General features: G+C 68.0%; 14 protein-coding genes, 1 other RNA gene and 1 pseudogene. 6 read left to right on the forward strand and 10 right to left on the reverse strand.

The features are described 5' to 3' along the window. Window positions 1-36: 36 nt before the first annotated feature. On the reverse strand, window positions 37-831 hold the full coding sequence (locus tag ABZS69_RS07380; RefSeq protein WP_355368004.1) for a hypothetical protein: 795 nt from the start codon (window positions 829-831) through the stop codon (window positions 37-39). 499 nt (window positions 832-1,330) lie between these two features. Between ABZS69_RS07380 and ABZS69_RS07385 the strand changes: the two genes are divergently transcribed. The 4 genes from ABZS69_RS07385 (at window position 1,331) to ABZS69_RS07400 (ending at window position 5,644) form a co-directional block, all read left to right on the forward strand. Continuing rightward, window positions 1,331-2,218: a DUF2637 domain-containing protein gene (locus tag ABZS69_RS07385; protein WP_355368007.1), complete on the forward strand. Its 888-nt coding sequence runs from the start codon at window positions 1,331-1,333 to the stop codon at window positions 2,216-2,218. Beyond that, the gene (locus tag ABZS69_RS07390) at window positions 2,218-2,517 is read left to right on the forward strand and encodes a hypothetical protein (protein ID WP_355368010.1); all 300 of its coding nucleotides are present in this window, start codon (window positions 2,218-2,220) and stop codon (window positions 2,515-2,517) included. The genes ABZS69_RS07385 and ABZS69_RS07390 overlap by 1 nt, the downstream gene beginning before the upstream one ends. Beyond that, window positions 2,514-4,685: an FtsK/SpoIIIE domain-containing protein gene (locus ABZS69_RS07395; RefSeq protein ID WP_355368013.1), complete on the forward strand. Its 2,172-nt coding sequence runs from the start codon at window positions 2,514-2,516 to the stop codon at window positions 4,683-4,685. The genes ABZS69_RS07390 and ABZS69_RS07395 overlap by 4 nt, the downstream gene beginning before the upstream one ends. Window positions 4,686-4,837: 152 nt before the next feature. Beyond that, the gene (locus ABZS69_RS07400; RefSeq protein WP_355368016.1) at window positions 4,838-5,644 is read left to right on the forward strand and encodes a hypothetical protein; all 807 of its coding nucleotides are present in this window, start codon (window positions 4,838-4,840) and stop codon (window positions 5,642-5,644) included. 103 nt (window positions 5,645-5,747) lie between these two features. Here the strand turns inward: ABZS69_RS07400 and ABZS69_RS07405 are convergent, their stop codons facing one another. From ABZS69_RS07405 to ABZS69_RS07425, 5 genes are read right to left on the reverse strand one after another with little or no spacing between them, the layout of a single operon-like run. Then, on the reverse strand, window positions 5,748-7,628 hold the full coding sequence (locus ABZS69_RS07405; RefSeq protein WP_355368019.1) for an NAD-dependent epimerase/dehydratase family protein: 1,881 nt from the start codon (window positions 7,626-7,628) through the stop codon (window positions 5,748-5,750). Further along, entirely contained in the window at window positions 7,625-8,272 is a 648-nt protein-coding gene (locus ABZS69_RS07410) for a histidine phosphatase family protein (RefSeq protein WP_355368022.1), read from the reverse strand. Before ABZS69_RS07410 ends, ABZS69_RS07405 begins: the two co-directional genes overlap by 4 nt. A gap of 1 nt (window position 8,273) precedes the next feature. Continuing rightward, a complete protein-coding gene (locus ABZS69_RS07415) occupies window positions 8,274-8,879 on the reverse strand; it encodes a phosphotransferase (RefSeq protein ID WP_355368025.1) in 606 nt (201 codons plus the stop codon). Next, a complete protein-coding gene (locus tag ABZS69_RS07420) occupies window positions 8,876-9,715 on the reverse strand; it encodes a methyltransferase domain-containing protein (protein WP_355368028.1) in 840 nt (279 codons plus the stop codon). Before ABZS69_RS07420 ends, ABZS69_RS07415 begins: the two co-directional genes overlap by 4 nt. A gap of 34 nt (window positions 9,716-9,749) precedes the next feature. Next, entirely contained in the window at window positions 9,750-10,328 is a 579-nt protein-coding gene (locus ABZS69_RS07425) for a topology modulation protein (protein WP_355368031.1), read from the reverse strand. A gap of 222 nt (window positions 10,329-10,550) precedes the next feature. Between ABZS69_RS07425 and ABZS69_RS07430 the strand changes: the two genes are divergently transcribed. Further along, on the forward strand, window positions 10,551-10,709 hold the full coding sequence (locus ABZS69_RS07430; RefSeq protein ID WP_355368034.1) for a hypothetical protein: 159 nt from the start codon (window positions 10,551-10,553) through the stop codon (window positions 10,707-10,709). A 49-nt stretch (window positions 10,710-10,758) separates the two neighbouring features. On the opposite strand, the gene ABZS69_RS07435 is transcribed toward ABZS69_RS07430, so the two are convergent. From ABZS69_RS07435 to ABZS69_RS07445, 3 genes and pseudogenes are all read right to left on the reverse strand, one after another. Continuing rightward, complete coding sequence (locus ABZS69_RS07435; protein WP_355368037.1) at window positions 10,759-11,730, reverse strand: ankyrin repeat domain-containing protein; 972 nt, start codon at window positions 11,728-11,730, stop codon at window positions 10,759-10,761. Between the two features lie 109 nt (window positions 11,731-11,839). Further along, window positions 11,840-17,062, reverse strand: coding sequence for an Ig-like domain-containing protein (locus tag ABZS69_RS07440; protein ID WP_355368040.1), 5,223 nt, complete (start codon window positions 17,060-17,062; stop codon window positions 11,840-11,842). A 372-nt stretch (window positions 17,063-17,434) separates the two neighbouring features. Continuing rightward, window positions 17,435-17,545: pseudogene (locus ABZS69_RS07445) on the reverse strand (proline/glycine betaine ABC transporter permease); the annotation flags it as partial. Window positions 17,546-17,774: 229 nt separating this feature from the next. Here ABZS69_RS07445 and ABZS69_RS07450 point away from each other — a divergent pair. Continuing rightward, window positions 17,775-18,317, forward strand: a complete 543-nt coding sequence (locus ABZS69_RS07450; protein ID WP_355368043.1) for a site-specific integrase — start codon at window positions 17,775-17,777, stop codon at window positions 18,315-18,317. 29 nt (window positions 18,318-18,346) lie between these two features. Here ABZS69_RS07450 and rnpB read toward each other — a convergent pair. Further along, window positions 18,347-18,734: RNase P RNA component class A (gene rnpB / locus ABZS69_RS07455), an RNA gene on the reverse strand. Window positions 18,735-18,745 lie beyond the last annotated feature (11 nt).

Below are 18,745 nucleotides of genomic sequence, written 5' to 3' on the forward strand. Positions count from 1 at the left end.
GACGTACGACACAGTCAACTCGGCCACGAGCATGCGTCACACGGAGGGGACCGGCACGGCCGGGGGCGCGTCGAGGTCGTGGGCGGAGCGGGCCAGCCAGACCACGGCCAGCACACCGGCGACCGCCACGGCGTCGTCGTAGACCTCCCATGGGACTCCGCTCAGCCCGCCCGCCATCGTGAGCACGACGGGCAGCACCAGCGCGAGGATGCCGTACTTGACGGTGGCCCGCCGCCAGCGGCCGTCGTCCCACTGGGCCCTCAGGATCAGCACGGTCCAGATCAAGGACGCGGAGGCGATGAACCACATGAGAGCTCCGGCTTCGTACCCGGACAACATCAGCCCCAAGCCGACGGCAGTGCCCCCGAATCCCAGGATGCCGCAGATCTGCAGGATGAGGCCATGCCTCCGGGTGCGTCCCACGACCGGAGAGAGCAGAAACGCGACTCCGAACATCGGTATGAGCGTCACCACCGTTCCCCACGGGGACCAGACCGCCAGGAACGGACTGACCAGGCTTGACGCCGCCGCGACGTACAGCGCCACGCGCAGGCGTCGTATGTTCGGGTCCTGCTCCGCCGGCGGCCCGGTCAACGGCCCGCGCAGACTCTCCCACAACACCCAGGCCACCACCAGCCCCGCCAGGGTCAGCAGGAGCACGTTCGGCCACGTCGCCTGGATGCTCGCGTCCGGCGCCTCGAACAACGTCATCCACCACAACGCGCCGAGGTCGCCGGCGGCCAGTGCGACCACGACGGCGACGGCCAGCGCGGAGAGGTAGACGCCTGTGACTATGAGGGCGGGAACACCTAAACGGTGACGACGGAGCACGTGACACTTCCCGGAGGAGAAGGAGGACGGAACGCCTCACCCTAGCGAGCCCGAACCGGCGTACCGATGCACGCGCTCGACAGGACATTCAAGCTCGCGCTGGATGCGCCGGAAAGGGGGTGACGAGTCGGCCTGTAGGCCGGGCTCAGACGTCGCCCCTCTGTGACCTTGCACTTCTCCCTCGCACCCCATTTACGCTGGCTTTTTGCCTTTCGTCGTTTCGCGTCGTTCTGCCGCCTTTCTGGTGCTCCGGCGGAACAGAGACGGAACAGGAACGCGGGAAGCCTGGAGTCCCTCCTGGAGGCCGCTCCCCCATCCAGCCGGTCGCCGCGCTGGAGGCAGGGCCATGTCCAGATAGTCCGATAACACTCAACCGCGCGCCTCAATCGAGTTTCCGCGGTCCCTTCCGCAAGTAAGTAGCAAGCGGCCGGGGCCCGGTGACTCCAACACCGAACCCCGGCCTGTGACCCAGCAACCTGACTACACCAGGAGCCAGGCCATGAGCCCCCACCCTTCCACACCCACGATCGTCGAGCGTGTGAATCCCGCCGACGAGGTCCTGCCGAAGCGCGTCGGCCGCTTCTTCCCCAACCCGTTCCGTCACCGCCGCTGGCGTGCTGTGCCGGTCACTGAGCGCCCCGTGGACACTGGTGCGGGCCGCCTTGGAGACCGGGTCATCCTCGGCTTCGCGGTGGCCGTGCTGCTGGCCGTCGCCGCTGCGGCGGCCTACGTCTCGTACCACCACTTCTACGGTCTGGCCATCGCCCTCGGTGAGCGGCACGACATGGCCGTCCTGTACCCGGCGATGTCCGACGGTGTGATCGTCATGGCGTCGCTGGTGATGGTCTACTGCTCGCGCCGCCGGATCGGTGTGCCGGTCCTGGCGTGGGTCGCGCTCGCCCTGGGAGGGGCGGTCACCCTGGCGGCGAACGTGGCGCACGGCTGGTCCGGCGGACTCGGGTCGCGCCTGGTCAGCGCCCTGGCGCCGCTGGCGTTCGCGGGTGCGTACGAGCTGCTGATGTGGATCGTCCGCAACACCCGCCGGCCGTCGGTCGAGGACTCGGCGGAGGAGCACGTGTGCCAGCCGAGCGAGACCCTCGTCGAGGTGGAGCGCGAGGTGCCGGTCCTGCCCACCGACCGGTACGAGGCTGCGCGACTGGCCTACCTCGACAGCCTCAGCGAGGGCAGGCAGCGCATCGGCCGCCGCCCCCTGATGAACCGGTGGGGACTGGAGCAGCGCGAGGCCGAGGACATCATCGCCGAGGTGGACAAGGAGCAGGCGCAGGCCGCCGAAGCCAAGGCGGCCGAGGCACCCGGCTCCAAGGACACTCCGCCACCGCTGAGCGGCGTGCAGCCGACCGGCACGAGCCAGGCGGAGGCGGCGTGATGACGAGCTTCCTGATTCCTGCCATGGGCGTGTTCGTGTTCCTGCTGTGCGCCACCCGAGAGGCGGGCGCGGACGCCCGAAGTGCCGGGCAGATGTGGGCGGCCATGCGGCGCGCCGGATGGGGCCGCACGGCCTTCACGGCGGTGCGCGTCTTCGTGGTGGTCGTGCTGCTCATCCTGGCCGATCTGTGCCGTCTGGCCGGGCACGCGGTCGCCGAGACGCGGGTCGTCGTCGAGGCGCTCGCCGTGCACGCCGAGATCCTCGGCTCGCTGGTCACGCGGACGGAGGTGCGGGCATGACGGCCACCGAAGAGATGCGCGACGGCATGGTGATCGCCCTCCAGGACGAGGACATGCACCTCGCCACCGACACCGGCCTGGAGAAGGCCGTTCAGGAGGCTCCGGATGGGGGCGACGGCGTCATAGAGGGCACCGTGGTCCTTGTCGATCAGCCGCACCGGCCCGAACCGACGGACCTGCTCGCCGAACTGGCCGCGCGCCGCCGGGAGCGGCAGCCGCTGGTTCCGCTGTGGCTGCGGTCGCGGGCCGACGCCTTGCAGGTGCTCAAGTGGCAGGCCGAGCACACCGGCTACGTGCTGGCCTACCACGCGCTGCGCGCTCCGAAGTACGCCGCCAGGCTCGCGGGGCGTTCCCCGGCGGGCGCCTGGCGGGTGCTGGTGGCGCTGGTGCGGTGGCTGTTCGACCTGGAAGGCCGCCCGGTACGGCGGGCAGCGGCCACGAAGGAGGAGGCCGCGGAGTACCTCGCGCTGTCGCGGCAGCGCGACGACCGGGTCAAGGCGCGGCTGTGGACTCTCCTGATCGGCGCGATCACGGCGGTCCTGGTCGGCATCTTCGTCGCCGTAGCCGCGCCCACCTCGGTTCACTGGGCGATCCTCGGCGTGCTCATCGCCGGGGCGGGAGTGCTCGGAACGCCCGCCGACCAGCCGCTGCTGGACCGGGCGGTCGTCCCCAACCGGGTGCGCAAGCTGACCAGTGACCAGGTGCTGGACGCGCTCGGCTCGCTCGGCATCTCCGCGATCAACCAGGCGCTCGGCAAGAACGGGCGCGGCATCACCTTCCCGGCCCCGATCATGCGCGATGGGCCGGGCTGGCGGGCCGAGGTCGATCTCCCGCTCGGCGTGACGGTGGCGGAGGTGCTGGAGAAGCGCGACAAGCTCGCCTCCGGTCTGCGCCGCGCCCTCGGGTGCGTGTGGCCCGAGCCGGTGTCGGAGGAGCACCCCGGCCGGCTGGTGCTGTGGGTGGGCGATCAGGAGATGCGTAAGGCCCGGCAGCCCGCCTGGCCGCTGGCCAAGTCGGGGCAGGTCAGCCTGTTCGAGCCGGTCCCGTACGGCAACGATCAGCGCGGCCGGCCGATCTCGATCCTGCTCATGTTCGCCAACGTGCTCATCGGGTCGATGCCGCGCTACGGCAAGACGTTCGCGCTGCGGGTGCTGCTGTTGGCCTGCGCGCTGGACCCGCTGGCCGAGCTGCGGTTGTTCGAGCTGAAGGGCACCGGGGACCTGTCGGCGCTGGAGAAGGTGGCCCACCACTACGCCAAGGGCGCCACCGACTCCGCCAAGGCGGCGTGCGTCGCGTCGCTGGCCGAGGTGTACGCCGAGCTGGACCGGCGCGCCGAGGTCATCGACGGCCTGCCGCGCCACCAGGCGCCCGAGTTCAAGGTCACCCCCGAACTGGCCGCGCGGCGCGACCTCGGTCTCCACCCGGTGGTGGTCGCGATCGACGAATGCCAGGAGCTGTTCGCTGACGACGAGTACGGCGAGGAGGCCGCCAAGTACGCCACCGCGATCATCAAGCGCGGCCCGGCCCTCGGGATCATCCTCATCCTGGCGACCCAGCGCCCGGACAAGGACAGCCTGCCCAAGGCCATCTCGGGGAACGCGGGCATCCGAATCTGCCTGCGGGTGATGGGCTGGCAGGAGAACGACATGATCCTCGGCACCGGCATGCACCAGGCCGGCGTCAAGGCCACCATGTTCACCCTCAACGACAAGGGCATCTCCTGGGCCGTCGGCATCGCCGAGGACCCGCTCATCGTCCGCTCCGCCTACCTGGACGGCCCCACCTCCGAGCTGATCGCCGAGCGCGCCCTCCACCTCCGCCAGGAGGCCGGGACGCTGTCCGGCCAGGCGATCGGCCAAAAGGGGCCGCAGCGGGTCTCCTACAACCTGCTGGCCGACATCCTGACCGTGACCACGGCCAAGGAGGACAAGATCTGGAACAGCACCGTCGTGGACCGGCTGGCCGACTTCCGGCCGGACGCCTACGGCCAGTGGGCAGACTTGGAGGACGACACCAAGACCGCCACACTGACCGCCCGCCTGAAGGAGTACGGCGTCCGAACCGAGGACACGTGGGGCCGCGACGGCACCGGTAAGGGCCGCAACCGCAAGGGCTTCAACCGGTCCGACATCACCGAGGCGTACGGAAGACGAAAAACCCAGCCCTAGCACTCAGATCACCTCGCCGAACGCCCCTGGAGCCGCTTCCAGGGGCGTTCGCATGGGGCCGCTAGAACGCTAGAACCCAGCTCAGGACGAGGTTGCACCGCTAGCCAAGCCGCTAGACCTCGCGGCTGCACCCGCTAGGAACGTCGCCTCCGGTGGGCGACAACTACCTGACCGCAGGCGTCCGAACGCGGGTGGCAGGGAAACACAGCAGCGTGAAGTTGGAGCTTCGTGCGCAGCGCGCGGGTCAGTCTCTGGCCCGCTGGCTGGCGCCGCTGACGTTCACTGATTGGTCGGCAGCTCGGGTGACGACCGAACTCACTCGCGCGGTGGTCGCCTGGGGCGTTGCCCACGGCTGGCGGGTCCGGCGAGAGATGCCCAGTCTGGCCGAACTTCCCGGAGCGCATCCGGATCGGTCTGGTTATCTGGACGTGGTGTGCGAACGGCTCGACGGCCCGCCGATCGCCATCGAGATCGATCAGACCGAGAAACCGTGGTCCGCCCGCAAGCTTCTGGTCGAGGCCGACTCCGGCGTGGTCCCTGTGTGGGTGCGCTGGGGAGAACCGCAGTCCGGGACCGTGCCGGAACCGGTGGCCTTAGTCGTCTTCGTGACCACCTGCCGCGCTGTAGGTCCCACCCGACGGCGGCTGTACTCACGCACCGCTGACCAGCATCTGCAACCAAGCGCACCGCCCGCCCCGGCCACCGAGCAGCCTCCACAGCATGCGCCGACGAGGCTGCGATGCCGGGCCACCACCAAGAAGGGCGAGCCCTGCCCCATCGACGCTCGGCCGTCAGGACTGTGCCATGTCCATGATCCCGCCATGCAATGCGGTCGCCTGACGAGAAAGGGCAGCGCGTGCACCGTGGCCACTGGCGGTGGCCCGTGCAAGTACCACCAGGACCAGTCTCAGAGCGAACCAGCTCCGCAGCTCCCGCCCTGGCTACCCGATGTGTCCTGACCGCTGATCACTCTGGATATCGGCGGTCCTCTGCCTGTGGACGGCGCGGGCAGCCTGAGTGTGATCGTGGGCCGGTCTGCCCGCGCCGTGGCTTCTGGTGCCGTCAGACGGCCTCCGCCGCGATGGGGGAAGGGCTTCGGCTGGAGGCCATCCAGTCGAGCTGAGCGGCCATGCCGGTGACCAAGTCGGTGGTCGGGGCCCAGCCGAGCAGCCGACGCGCTGAGGTCGCGTCGGCGCAGGTGACAGAGACATCCCCGCTCCGTGCGCTGGTGGATCGGACGTTGATGGGCTGGCCGGTGAGCTGGTGGGCTCGTTCTACGACGTCGTTGAGACTGCTGGTGCGGCCGGCCCCGATGTTGATCACGCTGTTGGGCAGGTAGACGGTGCCTGCCGCGATGGTCGCGTTGATGGCGTCGTCGATGTAGGTGAAGTCGCGGCGCTGCTTGCCGTCCCCGTAGATCTGGAGGGTCAGACCGGTTGAGGCAGCGGTGAGGAGGCGCTGGACGAACATGTCCTCCCGCTGGCGAGGGCCGTAGACGGTGAAGTACCGCAAGGCCACCACGGTGGTGTCGCAGTCCGATCGGGCCGCGTGGGCGAGGCAGAGCTGTTCCTCCGCGAGCTTGGTCACCGCGTACGGGGAGGCGGGGCGCGGGTGATCGGTTTCGGCGCTGGGGCGGTCGCCGTCGGGGGCGCCGTAGATGCTGGAGGAGGACGCAACGACGAGGCGCGGGATGCGCAGCCTTGTCACCGCGTGCATGAGCCGCTGGGTGGCCGAGATGTTGGAGGCGACGTAGTCGTCGAAGTCGGCTCCCCATGAGGGCTGGACGCCTGGGACGCCGGCCAGGTGGAAGACGACGTCGGCGTCGAGCAGCAGGGGTTCGATGGCACAGGTGCGCAGGTCGCCGGTGGCGAAAACGAAGCCTGGGTGAGTACGGATGTCGGCCAGGTTGTGGGCGGCGCTGAGGTGCTTGCTGGGATCGCGGCGGTCCACACCGATCACGGTCACGCCTCGCGCGAGCAATGCCTGGCACAGGTGGGAGCCGATGAAACCGGCCGCACCGGTGACGACGGCTCGCCGGGGAAGTGACTCGCGGGGTCCATGGGCGGCGGCTGGCGTGGGCATAGGGGTCCTCTGAGGTGGTTGGTGGATGCTGGCGATGAGTGTGCGGCCGTGGGTCAGGAGTTCCGCGTTGTTCGCTTCGTTGCCTCGTACCAGTGCGGTCACCGCCTCCAAGAGGCGGAAGCGTTTCAGGAGCTGGTGTTCGCTGGAATCGGGTGGGCGGCCGTAGCCGTCGAAGAAGGCCGTGCGGAGGTGCTGCGCCCGACGCCAGTAGCGGTGTTCGAGGCGGGCGAAATCGCGGATGCGGGCGTCGAGGCGGGTGTGCTCGAAATCGACGACGCCGACCCGTCCCGTGTCTCTGACGATCCAGTTGCGTGGCTGGTAGTCCAGGTGGCACACCGTGGTCTCGAGTGTCTCTGCGGCCATCTCGTCCGCCCAGGAGTGCAGGAGGCGAAGGTCGGAGGAGGTGATGAGGGCCGCCAGGTGCGCGCGGGCGGCCCACCAGCGCATGCGCTCAGCGAGGTAGGCAGGTACGTCGGTCGCGGTGTGCGTGCCGGGCGATGCTTGGTGGAGGAGACGCAGGACGTGGCCCGCGTCGCGGTGTGCCTGACGTTCGGCGAGGGAGTCCTCGGGGAGCTGCGTGGCGCGTTGCCCGGGGATGGCGGTCAGTAGCAGGGAGAGGGTGTCGGGGTCGGCGTGGATGAGGGCTGGAGCGTGTTCCTTCAGGGCTGGGACCCAGGTGGAGTAGGCGCGGACTTCGGCATGGAACCGGTCGGGCGCCTGGTGGTGCTTGAGGATGTAGCGCTGCCCGTCCTTCGTGGTGAGGACCTGGAGGTGTGAGGGCAGGTCGAGACGCGGAAGCGGTGTGACGGGTCCCAGGTGCTGGCGGGCTACGGCCAACAGCTCGGGGTCGGTGCCGCTCACGAGGTGGCCAGCGTGGTCAGGTGGGCGGTGTCGTTGTGGCGCAGCAGCATCCACCGCTCGTCGCCGAACCGGTTGCGGTGGAGTTGCCAGTGGGTGATCGAGGCGTGGTCGAGGGTGAAGCTGGTCATCAGGTCGGGGCGAAGGTCGAGCAGGAGGGTGTGTGCGGCGAGCACGGTTTCGCCGTGTGCTACGAACAGGACGCGGTCGCCTTCGTGGTGACGGATGAGGTCGGCGAGGACTGCGCCGGCGAGCTTGAGGTAGCCGTTCCAGGTGTCGGAGCCCGGTGCCCAGGGCTGATCGGGATGAGTGTGCGGGCCGCCGCGGAAGGCGGTCTTGACCTCGTGCCAAGGCTTGCCGTCGGCCTCGCCGTGGACGGGACCGTCCAGGGGGTTGCTGATGAGCAGCGGCAGGTCGAGAGCGTCGGCCACGATACGACCGCTTTCGCGGAGCCGCAGGCGAGGTCCGGCGTACACCTGGGTGAATGGTTCGGCGTCATGTTGGATGAGGAGGCGGGCAGCGGTCAGGGTCATCTGCCGTCGGCCGAGGTCGGTCAGCCCGGTGCAGGTACGCGGGCCGCCGACAACGCCGTCCACATTGCATTGCGCCTCGCCGTGGCGGGTGAAGATGAGTTCGGTGGAGATCACGTCAGGTCCTCCGGTCGGGGCGGACGGTCGGCCACGGATGCCGGTAACCGCTCTTGCCGAGATAGGGCAGGGTGAGCAGGTGGTGCAGCTCGGCGTGACCGAGGAACCGGCCGATGGGGACTGGGGGTAGGCCCGCGTCGATGAGCGGCTGGTTGTAGCAGGCCAGGGACGTCGTGAAGGTCGCGGGTGGGAGAGGCCCGTACGTCATGGCCAAGGTGACCAGCAGCTTGGCGAGGTCGTAGCCGAACGGCGCCAGGGTGAGGTCGTCGAGATCCACCATGACGGGCCCATCAGCGGTGATGAGGACATTGCGCAAGTTGGTGTCCTTGTAGAAGGCGACCGGGGTGGCCGGGCTGGCTGCGAGGAGCGCACGGTGCAGATCGCCCTTCCATGCGGCGGCGTGGGCACGGCCGAGGACGGTGGCCACGGCTGGGGCGTCGGTGAAGCGGGCATGGCGGCCTTCGATCGAGGCGAAGTCGATGCCGTCCGCGCGAACGGTCCTGATGGCGGGGAGCCGGAGCGAGCCTGCATGTTCGTTGAGCCATGCGTGGTGGGCGATGGTCTGTTCGAGGGCTTCCCGGGTGGCGTACGGCTTGCTGAAGGTCATGGTGCGTCCCCCCGCTTGGCGATCAGGTAAGTGACGGTGGAGGCGGCCACGACCGGGGCGTCGATCACGCGGGAGCGCAGTGCCGTGGCGATCGTGTCCGGGTCGGTGGCCATGGCGGACGGCAGCTCGTACTTGGGCGTGGTGGCAAGGTAGGCAGCGACATGGTCCAGCCCCGTGAAGGCGAACCGGTGTTCCTCGTGTTCCACGTGCACTATCGAGAGGATCGGCGCTGTGAGCGCCTCCAGGTTGCCGCTGTGGGCGGTCCCGTACAGGCTCGGCCTACGGGTCGCCCCGGCGTCTATGCCTGCGGCGGCCACCAGGAGATCGAGGGTCCGGTAGCTGTCGGCCGACTTGGTGACCATGATGGCAATCCCGCCCGCGACGAGAACGCGGGCGATCTCGGCGATGACGAGGCGCGGGTCGGGGGCGTGGTAGAGGCAGAACGCGGCCACCACCACCGCGCAGGTGATGTCCCCGAGGGGTAGGCGGTGGAAGTCAGCGCGGAGGCAGGTGACCCTCGTCGGAGCGCCCTCGACCCGGGCGCGCGCGGCGGTGAGCATCGCCTGCGAGGTGTCGATGGCCAGCAGGTGGCGCGGCCGGAGGCGCTCGGCCAGGATTCGGCTACTGGTGCCGCGGCCACAGCCTAGGTCCGCGACGATCGCCTGCCGGGGCTCGGCCAGGTGATCGGTGGCCAGGTCGGCGATGACCTCGGCGACTGCCCTTCCCTGGATCTCCGCCTGGTGCAAGGCCGAGGTACGGGCCGCCAGGCGTGACTCCTCCTGGTACAGGCGCGATGCGGTAGCCGGATGCGTGAAGGCGTTTTCGGGCGACGTCATGGGCGCCACCCGTCCACGCCGCCGCCACGGCGGGTCAGCGGCCGGCGGCCACCTGTTCCAGCCAGCGGCGCGTCTTGGCGCGGCTGGTCAGGAACACCACCTGCTTGCCCGCGGCGAGGTGGCGGATCTTCGCCAGCACCTTGGGTCGCATGCGCCGCCGGTAGGTGGCCACGTAGGTGATCACGCCCCAGTGGATGCGGTTGTAGACGCCGGAGGTGTGCTGGCCGGCACCGTGCCGGAGCTGGCGGGAGACGATCCCCCGCAGGGCGGCCCAGGTGGGCATGTCCATCATCACCACGGTGTCGCAGGCTTCCAGCCGGACGTGCAGCGAGGAGTTGTAGTTGCCGTCGATCACCCAGCGCGGCGCCGCGACCAGCTCTCGCTGGGCCGCCTCGAACTTCTCTGGCGGCAGCGGGTTCCACTCGTCGTCGTAGTAGACCGCGTCGAGGTGTGTGATGGCGCGTCGAGCAGACGGCCGAGTTCGCGGGCCACGTGGGATTTGCCGCTTCCGCCGGAACCGACGACGGCCACCCGGTTCATCTGCATGGTGCTCCACGATAGTAGAAACGGGCCTGGTCAGAGCGGCAATGGCGAGATGGCGGGCCGCGTTCATCGACACCTCCAGGCAGTGTGAGGGTGGAGGACGTCGAAGGCGGCCAAGATGTCCTCCACCATCCGGAGTTGGTGGCTGAGCCGGAACATGTCGAGCTTGGCCAGACACGCTCGGGCTTCTATGAGTGGTCTGGCTCCACGATCGAGTACCACCGCCATCAGATCCGCACGCACCTGGGCTTTCGCACGTGCACGACGGCCGGCGGACGCGACGAAGCTGGCGGTGTGGCTGGCCGAGAAGGTCGCGCACGCCGAGCGGCGCCCTGACCGGGTACGGGAGGAACTGCTCAAGCATCTGCGCGAGGAGCGGATCGAGCCGCCGACGCCTGGGCGGATCTCCCGGATCGTGGCCTCGGCTCTGCACAACGCGGAGGTCGCCTAGTCGGTGCGGATCGCCTCCCGGCTCAGTCCCGGTGATCGCCAGGCCGGCTTCAGCGGTCTCGCTCCGGCAGGCGCACCCACAGATCCGGCGGGCCGATGATGGCCCGGGCGTCGGGCAGTCGCAGCCCTGCCTTGGCGCACACATATGCCACGGCCTCGCCCTGGTAGAGGTATTCGGCCAGAATCTCGTCGGCCGTCAGGTGTCCGCCCGCGTCGCCGCCGCCGGGAAGTGTGTCGGAGTCCTCGATCACTCCATCGCGGCTGACAAGTCCTTGGTCGCCGCTCTTGGGGTTGGCGAACAGGCTGTAGCAGACCGTTCCCTCGGACAACGGCAAGGCCACTTCGGGAGTGGAGGGGATGTACCCCCAGGGTTGGGTGACGACGCATCCACCGGGGACGTCGGTGATTCCGACGATTCCCAGATGGGTGTCGGGATCGGCCCAAGGATCTTCCAGGACCGGCTCCATAGTGGTGTCGTCCACCTGCCGGGCTTCCAGACGCCGCGCAGCCTCAGTCGTGGTGAGACCCGCCACGCAGGCCACACCCATGTAGTCGTCGATGTCGGCCAGCCTGGCGATCAGCCGGTGCGCCTCCGCGGCCATCGCGGCCTCGTCGGGGGTCAGGCCGGGGTGCCCGGCGGGGACCAGGAACAGGTCCGGGGTCGGACCGGCGAGGGCGAGCCGTCCAGGAGACCATCCGGCCATCATGGGCCGCCAGGGGTCCGCACCAGCGGCGACCAGGGTGCGGGCGTTGTCGAGGCGATGGGCGAACACCGCCGTCCACAGGGCGGTCCGGTCGTCGAACTCGGCATCGACGTCGTCGACGCGACGGGCCAGCTCGGCCACCGTCTCAGGAGTTCCCCATTCGGCCGCGAAGTGCAGGGGCCTTCCCTCGTAACCGCCGAAGGCGTAGACGCCCGAGTTGGGGTCGGCGCCCGCTTCCAGCCTGGCGCGGATCGCCACGAGGTCAGCCCATCCATGCCCATCGATTCCGGACCATCCCGCCGGTAGAGGCTCGGTCATGACGCTCCCTCGGATTGGCATGTCATGGACGGGGACGATTATTCCGTATCAGAACGGGCGGCCGAACCGCCTCGGCCCTCTGCCGAGTGACAGAGGGCCGAGGTCGGGTTCAGCTTCTGGTTCTCACCAAGAAGGGGTCCCTGTCGGCGAGTCTATTTCTCGAGTAGAAGGTTCTGAGCCAGGTCCATCCATGGTTCCTGTTCTGCAGGCCGTTGATGGGTCTGACGGAGTAGTCGTTCCCCACTTTTCCCTGGTACGTGCTAGCGAAGGGGAACTCATCGCACTGCAGACCGGCCTGGGTGTAGTGCTGTACCCACTTCAGGCTCGGGTTCAGCTCCCAGTAGTACAGGTCGCATTCGCCCTTCGTCAGATGGCCGTTCACCTGCCTTTCCCAGTTGAACTTCTTCCGATTCTCATCCGCGTTCTTCTTGCCCAGGAGACGGGTCAGTGGTTTCGACCCCGTGACGTCGGCGTTGCCCGGGATGGTCTTTTCCTGGCGCACGTTGTTCACCAGTTTGTAGGGCCAGGTGTTCTTGTTGTCCGGTGTCTTCAGGGCGTCGGCGATATGGTCGATGACCGCGTCCATGGGTTTCCCGGCCGCTGTCGCCGCGCTTTTCGACATCGTGAAGACGGGAGTGATGGTGAAGATGCAGGCGCCGGTGTGCACGCCATAGGTGTTGTTCGCCGCCGCTCTCGCCGTGCTCGGGGAGTCCTCGTCCTCCTGTCCGAGGGTGAGTTCGTCACAACGGGTGGTCGGGGCGTAGGCGTGGCTGGGGCCACCGCAGACGCGTGTGGTTCCGATGACCTTGCCCACGTCCAAGCCCTTGTCGTCAAAGCAGCCGGTGTTCCACAGCGGGATCGCCGCCTTGTCCCAGGTTGTGTCGACCTCGCCGTCGTCGTCCCACTCGTCCAGTGTGTTGTACAGCCGGGGACGAAGCGTGCAGGTGCTGACACGGTCGCTGTCGGGGTCGGAGTAGAAGCGGAAGAAGGTGTCACCGCTGGCCTTGAACTTGGCGATGCTGTCCCGGAACGTGTAGATGCCGTCCCCGTACTCCTGCCAGCCCTTGGCCTTCATCTGGCTGAGGACAGCGGGAGTGAGGTTACACGTGGAGCCGCTTTCGCCCTTCGAGCTGATCACCAGGCCGATCCGGTACTCGTCGAGTTTGTCGGCCGGGATTTCCTTGCCGTCGAGGTACGCCACGATGTTGCCCAGCCGGGTCCACATCGAGATCGTCTGCGGGGTCAGGCCCGTTCCGCCGATCACCCCCGCGCCGTCGGCGGTCCCCAGGTAGGTGTGGTAGACGGTCGTGGCCTCCACGAGATAGCCGTCCTCCACTTGCGGCCGGACGTACTCTCCCTTCTTGATGTAGTCGCCGACGCCGATGAGCTTGCTCCAGCAGGCGTTGTAGCGGGAGGACTTCTGCCAGCCGAAGCTGGCATTCGGCTGCGGCGCGTTCCGGCGGCCCTCCGAGCACATTTCAAGGCTCATGTGCTCATAGTCGAAATCGGCGTTCTGTACGGCGGTGGCCTCCGCTTTCTTCGGAGTGCTTGCCTGGCCGGAGTCACCGAGATCGATCTTGACCGACTGCCATTCCGTCCACGAGGACACCGCGGCGGCCGATGTGGCGCGGGCACGCCATCGCACCTGCCACCCGTCCTTCAGCTTCCCGTCGGGCACCCGAGCGATTCCCACAGATCCAGCGGCGATCTCTGCGCTTCCGGACCAGATTCTGCCCTTGCCCTGCGACCGGACGCCGGGGTCGTGCTCGACCTCGACTTCCACGGTGGAGTGCCGCGTCAACCGGCCGGACACCTTGACCATGAGCTCCGGAGCCGTGGTCGGTACGACGGCCTCCTCAGCCTTCGAGGAGCGGGTCCACAACCTGTCGATGGACAACGGGGCCTTGGCCGTAGCACGTAGTTGCCGCGGTTCCGCCGAGCCGGCCAGGAAAGCCCACCCGTAGGGCTCCTCGATGGCGTTGCCCGCGGTGTCCGAGGCCGCGGTGATCTCAGCCCAGTAGTAGAAGTCCAGAGGTTCGTCCGGCGTGAACGTCAACACCGTGTTACGGGCGTTCATCGTGACGCTGCCGGGCACCTCCTCCTCAGTGAAGATGTCGGTCAGGACGAAGTTCACGTTGGTCACCGGCTCGCTGAAGGTGACCTTCACCGTGGCGTCGGCCGGCACGTTCTCGGCTCCGTCGGCCGGTTCCACCGCGAGGATCGTCGGCGGTGTCGTGTCCGAACCGGGGGGAGGTGTCGTGGGAGTCGGGCTGGGACCGGCGTTGTCGGTGTAGGTCACCTTCAACGTCGGCGGATGGGCCTCGGCCTCCTCGGTTTCCGACGCGTGGAAGCCGCGGTCGTACTGGGGGGCGCTGGTGGATTCGTCAACCCCGCGCACCATCAGGCCATGGTTGTCCTGGCCGGATGCCCAGCGCCGCACGATGTCGGTTACCGGCCAGGTCCACACGACATCGCTCGGCGGCGAATCGCCGATGCATCCGCCGGGGTCCTTGGCGAGCGCCTCGCCGTTGGTGGTGGTCTGCGGCTGATTGCGCCAACTCAGGGTTTCGGCACTCCACGCCCCGGTGACCTGCTGCGCCTTGAGACCCGAGTCGGCGGCGCCACAACCGAAGGAAGCCGAATTCCACAGCTCCAGCTTGGCCTCGGTGATCGCCTTACCCGCCAGCGCCGAGGTGTCGAACTTCAGGTAGGTCCGCTCGATGGCCCTCGGAGCGCTACTGCCGTACGCGCCCGCCCACACAGTGGGGCCATTAGGGCCGACCGTCCCTTGGTTATCGAGCCAGGTGTCGGTCTGCACCGGCAACGTGATCGTCTTCGGAGCCGATGGTGCCTGTACCGTCGTGAAGGACCAGACTTGCGGGGTGGCCATGATGTTGCCCGCGGTGTCTTTGGCTTTGCTCGCTTCGGCGGTGTAGGCGGCGCTGTGGGCCAGAGGTTGTTGTGGGGTGAAGGTCAAGATCTTGTTGGTGCTGTCCATCGCCGCGGTGCCGGTGATGGCGGTGCCCTGCGCGTCCTTGAGGATGATCTCCGCTTCGGACACCGGCTCGCTGAAGGTGGCCCGCACTGGTGTGGCGACCGGTACGTCGGTGGCGTCCTTGGCCGGGTCGGTCCCGCTCACCGTCGGCGCGGTCGTATCAGGCGCCGCCGTGGTGAAGGACCAGACATGCGGGGTGGCCATGATGTTGCCCGCGGTGTCTTTGGCTTTGCTCGCTTCGGCGGTGTAGGCGGCGCTGTGGGCCAGGGGTTGTTGTGGGGTGAAGGTCAAGATCTTGTTGGTGCTGTCCATCGCCGCGGTGCCGGTGATGGCGGTGCCCTGCGCGTCCTTGAGGATGATCTCCGCTTCGGACACCGGCTCGCTGAAGGTGGCCCGCACTGGTGTGGCGACCGGTACGTCGGTGGCGTCCTTGGCCGGGTCGGTCCCGCTCACCGTCGGCGCGGTCGTATCAGGTCCCGTCGTGGTGAAGGACCAGGAATGCGGAGACATGACGTTGTCCCACAGGTCCGTCGCGCCGCTGACGGTCGCGGTGTAAACGGTGCCGGACTTCAGCGGCTGACCGGGTGTGAAGGTGACGGTGGCGTTGCCGTACTCACCGGTTTCGCCCGTCGTGGTGGCCACGAGGCCGCCGTCGGTGTCCTTCAGGACGAGGTCGGCGCCGCGCACGTCCTCACTGAAGGTGACGCTGACGCCGGTGTCGGTCGGTACGTTGCTCGCGCCATCGGCCGGCGTCGTTTCAATGACGGACGGCGGAGCCGAGTCACCGACGTCAGGATTGGTGGGAGACTCGTCACTCTCCCCCTCCAGCGGCTGCAGCTCGGGGATGGTGCTGTCGGTCTCCGCGTAACGCTGGGTCTCGATCGCCCTGATCTGTTCGGTGCTGAGGACGCTGGTGTCGGGGGTGGCGAGCAGGACCTCCTCCATCGCCAGAGCCTCGCCGTAGGTGGGGAAGGACGTCAGATCCCCGCTGGAGTTGAACACCACCCTGACGCGGTCCGCGGGCGTGTAGTCGATGAACAGCACCGGGCCGCGTCCGTCCGCGCCGGTGTACTGGTCGGAGCGGTACTGGCGCCAGTTGGCCCCGGCGGCACCCTCGGTGGCGGCGCGGATCATCAGCCCATAGTCAGACGCCCCGTCCGCCCACTGCTGCACGATATCCTCGATCGAGTAGTACAGCTCGCCGCTACCCGAGCAGCCTGCCAGCGTGGCGCTGTAGCCGCCGGTGTTGACCACCGCGTTGGTGCCGGTGCTGCGGGGCTGGTTGGCCCACGTCAAGGTGGAGTAGTCATACGCCTCGGTGAGCTGGCGCGCGACGATCCCGACGCCTACACTGGTGCCGCACCCGTTGGCGTGGTAGTTCCACAACCGCAGGTCGGCGTCGTGGATGGTGGCGAAGTCCAGGTGGGTGCCATTGATCACGTAACGCAGGTAGGTGCGCCACAGCTCCCCGTCAGCCGACTTTCCTGCCCGGAGCCAGGTGGACAGGGTCGCCGAGTTGGGGTACTGCACGCTGGAGACGAAGGTGTCGGAGGAGTCTCCCGCGCCGATCCAATCACCGCTCATTGGCACGATCACCGGGTAGGTCACTGAGGGATCCGCCAGGAAGGCCGGGTCAGGGGTCAGCACCAGCGATGGCTTGCCGGAGGCATCGGTGGTCACCGAAGTGTCCACCTTGCCGACCTTGCCCTGGTCGGGCGCCTCGGCTGCCCTGGCGTCAACCGCCTGCGCCGCCAGTGGCCTGCTCTCCGCCGCGCCCTGCGCCGACATGAGCTGGGGCTTGCCGTCACGGGTGCCGTACGTCTTGCCCTCGGGCAGGGTGACGGACAGGGGGATCTTTATCAGGCTCTTCGGACGCGTACGCAGCACGACGTCCTGAGCGAACCCCTTCGGGAGGGCGGTGAGCACCAGGTCGGCGCCCTCTGCCACCACATCCCGATAAGTGATCTTGTTTCCGTCCACGGTCGGCTTGGGCAGCTTGTTGTTCCAGCCGATGGCGACGGTTCCGTCCTTGTCCTTGGCGGTAACCAGGGTCTTGTCACCCTCGCCGCCGAAGGTCAGCGGAGTCTTGACCAGCTTGGCCGCCAGCGCGCCGTCGGACTTGGTCACGATCGAGGTGTCGACCGGCTGCCAGGACTTCTTGCCGTCCTTGCTGGACACTTTGAGCTGCACCGGTTCGGTGCTCAGCTCAGCGTGCAGCGTCTTGCCGTCGGTGTTGGCCCACACCTTCATGGTCTCGGTGTAGTGCGAGGGTAAGGCGACCCGTTTGCCGGTCTTGACGGCTTTCGCCTTGGCCGCCACCACCTTCTCGTCCACCACGGGACTGCCGCCCTGCGGCTTCGAAGGCGCCGAACTCGGCGCGGGTGCCGGCTCAGTGTGCTGCTCCGCCCAGGACGGAGCTGAGGCCAAGCTCAGGGCCATCGTCGCAGCCACGGCAGCGGCGGCGGCCCTCGCCAGGCGTCTGCTCCGATGCCTGGGACCGGGTAAGTGCGGTGCTGTCTCCCCGTTTCGCACCAGCAGTGTCACGTAACACTCCTCTGCACACAGCAGAGTGGCCATGTCGCCATGGCCACTCGAACGGATGTTCTAGGCACAGAGGTATCATCAAGATCAACGCAAATCCAGTCTTTGATCAAGCTGCCTTTCGTGATAGCCCCCATGGGCAGTGTCGAAGACGGGGTTGCGTCCACGGATTTGCCGGGGCCGCGATCCGACGGCGTGCGCGGCCTCGATGACCTCGCCGTCGACCTGGCGGATGCCGAGCTCGGTGAGCCGTACTGCGGGCGGGATCGCGAAGACGACGCCATGAGGGTGGGGATCGTGATCTGAGCCGAGCCGCTCGTTTGTGGCCCATGACACGTTTCTTACCGACACGTCCGCCGTGAGTTCAGCCAGACTGAAGGACATTCATCGGGAACACACGCGAGTTCGCTGGGTGATATCTGAAAAGGCGGGGAGTTCGTCGTTGACGCCGGCGGCATGACCCAAGGGATCACGGTTGGGGTGTCTGATCGAGCTCGTCGGCGAGTAGATGCTCGGCGACGGCGGAGTATCTGGCGGCGGTGCTGTGGGAGATCCCGAAGACCAGCGACAGGTGAAGCGGGTCCGCCCCTCCGGCGAGAGCTTCGTGGAGGATGCGGTCCTTGCGTATCCGGTCGACGCTGCATCCGGTGCGGTTCATCCGCGACGTCACGATGACGGCGTCCTGGCGGAGATCACGGGGCACATGCAGCGCTACTCCCCCGGGCCTGAGGGGGTGCTCATCACCAACCGCATTCGCAAGATCCCCCGGCGCTCCTCGTTCGGGGACTGCTGGCGCGAAGCCGTCGAGAAGGCCGGCCTCCCCAAGGGGACACGGTTCCACGACCTCCGTCACTACTACGCCTCGACCCTGATCGCGGCGAACCTCAACCCCAAGAGCATCCAGCGCCGCCTCGGCCACGCGACCATCAGCGAGACGTTCGACACCTACGGGCATCTGTTCCCCGACGACGAGGACCTCGGGCGCGGCGCGATCGACGCTAAGATCGAGAAAGACCTGGCGGAACAGAGCCGGAACAAGAAGGAAGCATGAACCCCAACCCCCTGGTCAGAGGGGTGGAAGTGACGAGTCGGCCTGTAGGCCGGGTTCTGTCCTTCGTGAGAAGGGGCGACCATCCATCTAGGGCCGCCGTTGCCGGCGGCCTCGAGCGGTCTACCCGCGCGGCTCGGGCGGGCAGCCCTCGAACGTCGCGCGCGGAACGCTCCGGGGAGCGTCCCTTCTTGACCTTGCTCCGGGTGGGGTTTACCTAGCCGCCCACGTCACCGTGGGCGCTGGTGGTCTCTTACACCACCCTTTCACCCTTACCCCCCGTCAACCGGGAGGCGGTCTGCTTTCTGTGGCACTGTCCCGCGGGTCACCCCGGGTCGGCGTTACCGACCACCCTGCCCTGTGGAGCCCGGACCTTCCTCGGCGGGCCGGATGGCCCGACGCGGTCGCCCGGCCGACTCGTCTGCAGAACT

The sequence above is a fragment of the Nonomuraea sp. NPDC005650 genome (genome assembly GCF_040605375.1).
Classification (GTDB): Bacteria; Actinomycetota; Actinomycetes; order Streptosporangiales; family Streptosporangiaceae; genus Nonomuraea.